Source organism: Candidatus Latescibacterota bacterium, from assembly GCA_019038625.1.
GTDB lineage: Bacteria > Krumholzibacteriota > Krumholzibacteriia > Krumholzibacteriales > Krumholzibacteriaceae > JAGLYV01.
This window is the reverse complement of sequence record JAHOYU010000038.1, coordinates 1-7022: the sequence shown is the minus strand read 5'-3', so window position 1 is coordinate 7022 and position 7022 is coordinate 1. Positions and strand designations below refer to the sequence as shown.

Genomic DNA, 7022 nt, shown 5'->3' with positions numbered 1-7022 from the left:
CATGTATTCGCGGAGCATCCTGAACTCATACAGATTGTAATGCCTGGTGATAAAATCGAGAGGTTGCCTGAACTGGGCCGACGAGACGCTGATCAGATCCTCATCGAAAGGGAATCCTTCCGGTTTGTCGAGGACGCGGTGATATGTCAGGACAGTGAGGAACCGTCCCCGGTGAAGCTGCCTCAGTCCCCGGCTTATCCCGAATGGCACGAGGCGCAGTAACTGCCCCATAAGATGTCTTTTCGTCATCGTTTCCCCGTTTCACACCTGTCCGGATCTTCCAATTGCCAGGATTGCCCTGTTTTTCAAGCAATTGGCGGGCCGTAGCTATCATTTCGGGATGATTATAGTGGAATATATCCCGGTCACGCAAGAAATCGATATCCCGGGGATGATAAATCGACTGTGATTATTTTGTTTGGCAGAGGTATTGCATTGGGCTATCATGTTATGCAGTAACCTCAAAATGACAGGGTGGGAATCATGGATAAGAGCCGTATATTCATCAGATCGATCAAGGACGCACCTCTTGGTGAAGTCGTGACCGGCATTCTGGACTCCTGTGGGGCCAGGGACAACATCTCCAGCGGGACCCGGGTCCTCATCAAGCCAAATCTGTGTACGGAACGTAAAGAGATGATCCACACTGCCAATACATCGATCGGCGTGACAGAGGCTGTCGTAAAGTATCTGAAGGATATCGGCGCGGATGTGACGATCTGCGAGGCGGATGGTGCAAGGTACACGGTGGAAGAGGCCTATGAGGCCAACGGAATATACGATCTTGTCAAAAAGTATGATATCAAAGCGGTGAATCTCAGTAACGATGAAAAAATATGGCTGGACAGCAGACATGTCGGTAAATGGGATTTTGCCAAAACATTCATCGAGACCGATTATTTTATAACGTTGCCCGCGCTCAAGGTCCATGCGACGACTGTCTTCACCGGTTCCCTGAAGAACCAGTGGGGATGTGTTCCGAGACGGGACAGGTTGATATGGCACAAGTATATGCCCGAAATGCTCGCGGAGATCGCCAGGATAGTTCCTCCGCGTATTTCGCTGATGGACGGGATCGTCGGGATGCAGGGCAGAGGGCCGATCAACGGTTATCCGATCAACGCAGGTGTGATCATCGGCGGGAACGACCCTGTGGCTGTGGACGCGGTGGGAATGAGGCTTTTGGGGCTGGAGCCGGTCACATCGGAGATCGTCAGGGTGGCGGCCGAACGTGGTGTAGGCATGATAGCCAAAAAGGATATCGAGATAGACGGAGATTTCGACGGGCTCAGGGTCAAGGTAGAGTTTGCAAAAGAGGACTGGGCCATCAAGCTTCTGAATTTCTTTTCCCGTTCGGAATTTATCACTCAGAAGATAATCATGAACGACAACCTGTTCTATCCTATCCGCAGAATGGTCATCGGAATCAGAAAATTGATCAATTGAGCGTCTATCGATTCGGATGGGAATGAATATCTTCGATAAATTAAAAAACCAGATTACAGACCTGCTTTCCCGAGACAGTGTCCGGCACATCGGATGGGTGTATTCCAGCCGAATGGTGACCGCCGTTATGCGATTTGCTGTAGCCGTCGTCGTGGCGCGCACTCTTGGCAGTGAGATGGTGGGTGTTCTGACGATCGCGTCTGTGATTATGGGAATATCGGAGCGTCTTCTGGAAATGGGTCTTACAACGACGATGGTCAGAAAGATGTCGATGCATCTTTCCCGGGGAGAGGAGGACGAATCGGCGTCGATCTTTCAGAGGATCTTTTTCGTCAGGATATCCGCCTCGGTCCTGTTCGTCATCGCATCCTGGTTCATGGCCCCGGTCGTAGCGGAGAGAATGTTTGACAATCCAGACCTGGTCCTGCCGCTGAGGCTGGCCGGAATCGGATCTCTCGTCTGGAATGTCTGGAACAATACTGACGGTGTTTTAAGGGCCATGGAAAAATTCCGCGAAGTCGCGATCATCGATGTCATAAGCCATGTCTTCAGGACGGCGCTGATCCTGTTCTTCGCATGGAAGGCGATCCTGAGTGTCGAGCATACTCTGATATTCAATATATCCCAGGTCCTGGTGGCCTTCGCGATCACTTCGCTCATGTTGCCGAAATCCTTTTTCAGGGGTACATCAGGCGGAAAATATCCGCTTAAAGAGATATTCTCATACAGCGGCTGGATATATGCCTTCAGTATCATCTTCATGGTCTTCGACCGCCTCGACGTCCTGATGCTGGGATATTTCAGGGAGGAATCGGAAGTCGGCCTCTACGGTGTAGCCTTTACAATGATAAAACCGTTCGAGCTTCTGCCGGAGACGCTCAATACGATCTTCCTCCCGAAGGTATCGAAATTTACGAAAAAACTTGAGATCTTCCGCTATTTCAAAGAGACGCTCAAGCTGACCAGCATTATCGGCGCCCTTTGCCTGCTGCTGATCCTGGTGGCGAGACCGCTGATGATGTTCTTCTACGGAGCTGAATACGAAGCTTCGGTACAGCTTTTTCAGATCCTCGTAGGAGCATTCATTCTCTTGACGATCCTCAACCCGTTCAACCTTATAGGCCATTCGATCAACAAGCCTCAGCTTTTCGTGATCATGGCCTCGATAAACCTCGTCCTCAATTTTACCGGAAACATAATATTTATTCCCAGATACGGCGCTGTAGGGGCGGCCGTAGTCACCCTAGTATCGAGGGTTCTGGGAGGTATTCTGGGGCTCCTTGTCCTGAAGAGATTCCTTGGTAAATGGCAGGAGGAAAGTTGATGACGAATCGGAAAACTGGTGATATTATCCGGCCATGAATATCTTATGCGTGACAAATCTCTTTCCGGACAGGTCGAGACCCGAATTCGCGCCTTTCAACAGACAACAGTTGATATATCTATCTGCCATTCACAATGTTCATGTCATCTCGCCCGTACCCTGGCCGCACAGACTCAAGCTGGCACTTAAGGGAGAAAGGCCCATTCCTCTCGAAGAGTGTTCGGGCATGGGAGTTGACTATCCCATTTTCTACTATACTCCCAAGGTGATGCGCGACATGTACTGGCGTTTTTACTACAACTCGATAAAATTGGTCTTTTCGCGCGCGGTCCACCGATTCAAACCCGATATCATTTACGCGACATGGGCATACCCGGACAGCCGTGCGGCTGTCGAACTTGCTGCTGAACACGGCCTGCCCGTAGTCTGCCGGATACATGGAAGCGATATTAACGATTACATACGCTTTCCCGGTAGAAAACACCTTATCCTTGAGGCGATGTCGAAGGCCGATGGCATAATCTCGGTCAACGAGGATCTGGCAGGGAGACTCAGATACGAAGATATCGAACCGGGGAAGATACACGTAGTATATAACGGAATAGACCGCTCGATATTCATGCCTGTGGACAGATCGGAATGCCGGGAAGAACTCGGGCTCGATAGAGAGATGAAAATGATTCTCTTTGCAGGCAACCTCAAACAGGTCAAGGGCATAGACGTGTTACTGGAAGCCCTGGAGAAAATCGAAATGAGAGACTGGCAGCTGCATATCCTCGGGAGGGGCCCCGAAAAGGTCCACCTGGAAAAGATGGCTTCCAGGCCCCCTCTTTCAGGAAAGGTCTTCTTCCACGGCTCAGTACCACACAACGATATGGTCAAATGGTTCAATGCCAGTGACGTCTTCTGCCTTCCGAGCCTGCACGAGGGGACACCGAACGTCATCCTGGAATCACTTGCCTGCAGTATTCCGGTCGTCTGTTCAGATACCGGAGGTATCCCCGAGATCGTTACCGGGGATTCGGGAATCCTGTTTGAAGTCGGCAACTCCCGTACACTCAGCGAATCTCTGGTCAAGGCCCTCACAAGGGAGTGGGACCGATCTTCCATCGATTGCCCCGCCGAGACCTGGACAAAGAACGCACAGCGTGTCACTGATGTTTTCGATATCACGATACGATCGTTCAAGCGTAATGCCTCTGGCACACACCATGCTCATTCTTCCTGATGTTAATCGCTATTGAGGAATAAACAGCAAAAGAGCCGACAACTTGAGGAGACTCAGGAGAGATGATGAGGGGCGACAGGAAATTCCGGGAAACATCCGGATACTTAAAGGAAAAATCTGCCCGGTGTGTGGTCGGGATGGTTCCGACGGGCCGGCAGGTCAAAAAAGCAATCTTGTTCGCATTTTGCCCCCGGTTGGCATTGACAACAACCTCTGCGAAGGGTTACATTCCCATCGTTGAACGAGGGGAGAGCAGGATATGAATGACCGGAAGCTTTTTTATGTGATCTTTTTGATCATCATCCTTGGGGCTGCCGACCTGTCCGCTCAGGGAGAGACCACCTGCAGGGTGGCCTGGAATCCGATTTCGGATCCCGGTGTGACGGAAGTCCTGGTATATAGATCCACAACCGATGTTCTGGTCGAATACCAGCAGATCGCCGCGGTCGATGTGACTTCAAATTTATTTACTGATACATATGAGAACGGGTTTGAACCAGGGGTACAGTATTTCTACAGGCTCCGGTCCAGAAACGTGGTTGGAGCCGTCAGCGGTTTCTCGGAGCGGCTTTCAGCCCACTATATACATCCCTCAGATCCATACGAGATAATGCAGCGATGCATGATAACTTCAGTCACCGCGATCGACGCTTCGACCTGGCGTGTGGAATGGTCCACGCAGCAGCCATCCAGGGGCAGGCTCGAATACTGGAAGATGAGTACAGGAGAGATCACGGTCAGCTCGACAGACGAGACTCTTTCCACCACCCATTATATCGATATCACAGGGCTTGACCTCGAAAGTATATATTTTGTGCGGGCGATATCGAGAGACGAGTCTCTGGAGAACATGATCGTATCAAGCAACTATTCATTCGTCACTTCTGATAATGGTGCTCCTCTGGAATTTGTCCTCGATCCCGATGTCCTGACTGTGGACGAAGGTGGCACGGGCCAGTTCAATGTCCGGCTGAGCAGTATCCCGGACGGTACGGTAGATGTGCAGGTGCAGCGCCTGGCGGGGGATTCCGATATCGATGTCGAATCGGGAGAGGCCCTGACCTTTACATCGGCCGACTGGTACGTCGAGCAGATGGTGACGATAATGGCATACGAAGATCTCGACGAAGAGGACGGTGAGGCAGTGATAAGGATCTCATCCGTTGCCGGGCCGGAAGTCATCAGTTTTGATCTCGTCGTCAGTGAAGTGGATAATGATAAAGGTGACGGTAACAACGGCAACCTGGCCTCGGCCATAGTGGCTATATATCCGATTCCATTCCAGCCTGCTTCGGGAAATCTTACGATCGGCAACTTGCCGGACAACGGCAGGATAGGTATCTACGATCTGCGTGGGCAGAAGGTGTGGGACGAGTCATGGGCCGAAACGACGACACTCATCTGGAACGGGGAGAACAACACTGGTGTCAGTGTCGCCAGCGGAAGATATTTCGTCGTCATCTCTGACAGCGATGGACAGATATCGGAAAAACGGGTGATTCTGGTAGTCAATTAGGATTTTCTTCGATCGACTACGAAGACGCCGTGCGGGCAGTTTCCTTCGGGAAGCTGCCTTTTCGGTATCTACGTGGCATTTATCGATTTTCAAGGATGAATCTGTGGTCGAGCAGCTCCACTGCGGGCAGGTCGACCCCCTCGTTAAAAGCAAAAGCTACGTTTGCCATTTCTCTGGCAGTGACATACAGGAGGGAATATCCATTTTCCCTGCTCCATTCCTTTTCCATCACGGATATCGCTTCAGACATCTCGTTTCCGATGAGATAGGGAATGTTCTTCGGTTTTACACCATGCGTATGGATCTTGATGAAAATGACTTCTTCCCTGCCGGCTACCGATATTCCAGCTTCGAGCCACAGCCTCATCCTTTCTGCTGACAGCCGGTTTGCCAGGCTGATATCACCGTTCTCTATTCCGGGCATAAACCCGCGGGAGCGCTTTTTCCAGTTGAGCATCAGTGGCCCCTGGATCAGGAGAAGGTCTCCGGAATCGTTGCCTCCGAAAACGATATCCCTTCCATCGTCATGAGAGCGGGGGCGGTCAGGGTCGTCGTCGGCGAAATATATCGAGTTGACCTTGCGGGTCTGGCCGTCGGCTGGAGCGCAGGGAAGAGTGAAGTCGGCGTAGCATCCAGTCTTTTGCAGGAGAGTGATCTCGTTGTTCAATCCACACCATCGACCGTCTTTCCTTGAGTTGTCGAGCGCCCAGTTTCCATGGATAAATCCGTACATCCTCTGTCCTGTACGTTTGTCCACGGGCAGCATGCCGTGGCTTGCCAGTTGCTGCTTGAAGGTCTCTATTTTCTCGACAAATCCATCTTCCGTGTCGTTGTCGTGATGGATATGTATCTCGGTCTCTCCGAACCCGCGGGCGCAATGCGAGCCCAGAATGTCCAGTACCTGGGGGGCGTACTGTTCCTGGGGGAAGAAGTAGGTGTGCTGCGGCATCCTGCCTCTGGAGTCCGTATGTCCCTCGCAGAGTTTTTCGTATCCCCTCACCCAGGTCTCGACGCGTTCGATCTGCAGGTCGAGAGGGTCGTCGTCTTTTTGTATCGGTTCAAAATGATCGACAAAGGCAAACAGGATGGTGACCGGTCCACCCGGACGATTTCGGCCCAGCCTGTTCCTGATGTATCCCGGGAGCCATATGTGAACGTCTTTGAACATCGATATATTCCCTAGATCATCACAAGGATCTTTATCACCACGATCAGTAATACCATAAATACTAATGTGGAGATAAGAAGTGATGAATCGAGTAGATGGACTTTATAATCGAATCGTTTTCTGGAAAAGACCGAGATAAGCGTCGAAAGAGCGATCAGGATGAACAGGACCTCGTTGTATGTCCTCGAGAGAAAGAAGGCAGATACGAAAAACCCGGTGAGAGATAGCTGCATCACTTCCGCGTACTCCGCGTAGGCGCCTTCGACCGCTTTCTTCTGGACCAGGATCATTTCCCTGAATGAAGAGACGATCAGCAGGAGCCATATATATAGCCCTGCCA

Annotated in this window: 7 protein-coding genes; 4 read left to right on the top strand and 3 right to left on the bottom strand. The window is 51.2% G+C overall.

All coding sequences use genetic code 11. The features are described 5' to 3' along the window. Nucleotides 1–249: hypothetical protein (locus KOO63_02570; GenBank protein MBU8920722.1), on the bottom strand; the 249-nt coding region annotated here is incomplete at its 3' end. Between the two features lie 234 nt (nt 250–483). On the opposite strand from KOO63_02570, the gene KOO63_02565 reads away from it, so the two are divergent. From KOO63_02565 to KOO63_02550, 4 genes are all read left to right on the top strand, one after another. Beyond that, nucleotides 484–1446, top strand: a complete 963-nt coding sequence (locus KOO63_02565) for a DUF362 domain-containing protein (GenBank protein MBU8920721.1) — start codon at nt 484–486, stop codon at nt 1444–1446. Nucleotides 1447–1573: 127 nt separating this feature from the next. Continuing rightward, a complete protein-coding gene (locus tag KOO63_02560) occupies nt 1574–2770 on the top strand; it encodes a flippase (protein ID MBU8920720.1) in 1197 nt (398 codons plus the stop codon). A gap of 34 nt (nt 2771–2804) precedes the next feature. Continuing rightward, complete coding sequence (locus KOO63_02555; protein MBU8920719.1) at nt 2805–3998, top strand: glycosyltransferase family 4 protein; 1194 nt, start codon at nt 2805–2807, stop codon at nt 3996–3998. A gap of 259 nt (nt 3999–4257) precedes the next feature. Continuing rightward, on the top strand, nt 4258–5514 hold the full coding sequence (locus KOO63_02550; GenBank protein MBU8920718.1) for a T9SS type A sorting domain-containing protein: 1257 nt from the start codon (nt 4258–4260) through the stop codon (nt 5512–5514). A 79-nt stretch (nt 5515–5593) separates the two neighbouring features. On the opposite strand, the gene KOO63_02545 is transcribed toward KOO63_02550, so the two are convergent. Together KOO63_02545 and KOO63_02540 are read right to left on the bottom strand one after the other, a co-directional pair. Continuing rightward, nucleotides 5594–6682, bottom strand: a complete 1089-nt coding sequence (locus KOO63_02545) for a hypothetical protein (protein MBU8920717.1) — start codon at nt 6680–6682, stop codon at nt 5594–5596. A gap of 11 nt (nt 6683–6693) precedes the next feature. Further along, on the bottom strand, nt 6694–7022 hold a 329-nt coding region (locus KOO63_02540), incomplete at its 5' end, for a hypothetical protein (GenBank protein ID MBU8920716.1).

What these genes read in the sequence shown, in the direction of transcription:
- KOO63_02565 (MBU8920721.1), top strand. Translation starts at nt 484, where the DNA reads ATGGATAAGAGCCGTATATTCATCAGATCGATCAAGGACGCACCTCTT.
- KOO63_02560 (MBU8920720.1), top strand. Translation starts at nt 1,574, where the DNA reads ATGCGATTTGCTGTAGCCGTCGTCGTGGCGCGCACTCTTGGCAGTGAG.
- KOO63_02545 (MBU8920717.1), bottom strand. Translation starts at nt 6,682, where the DNA reads ATGTTCAAAGACGTTCACATATGGCTCCCGGGATACATCAGGAACAGG.
- KOO63_02550 (MBU8920718.1), top strand. Translation starts at nt 4,258, where the DNA reads ATGAATGACCGGAAGCTTTTTTATGTGATCTTTTTGATCATCATCCTT.
- KOO63_02555 (MBU8920719.1), top strand. Translation starts at nt 2,805, where the DNA reads ATGAATATCTTATGCGTGACAAATCTCTTTCCGGACAGGTCGAGACCC.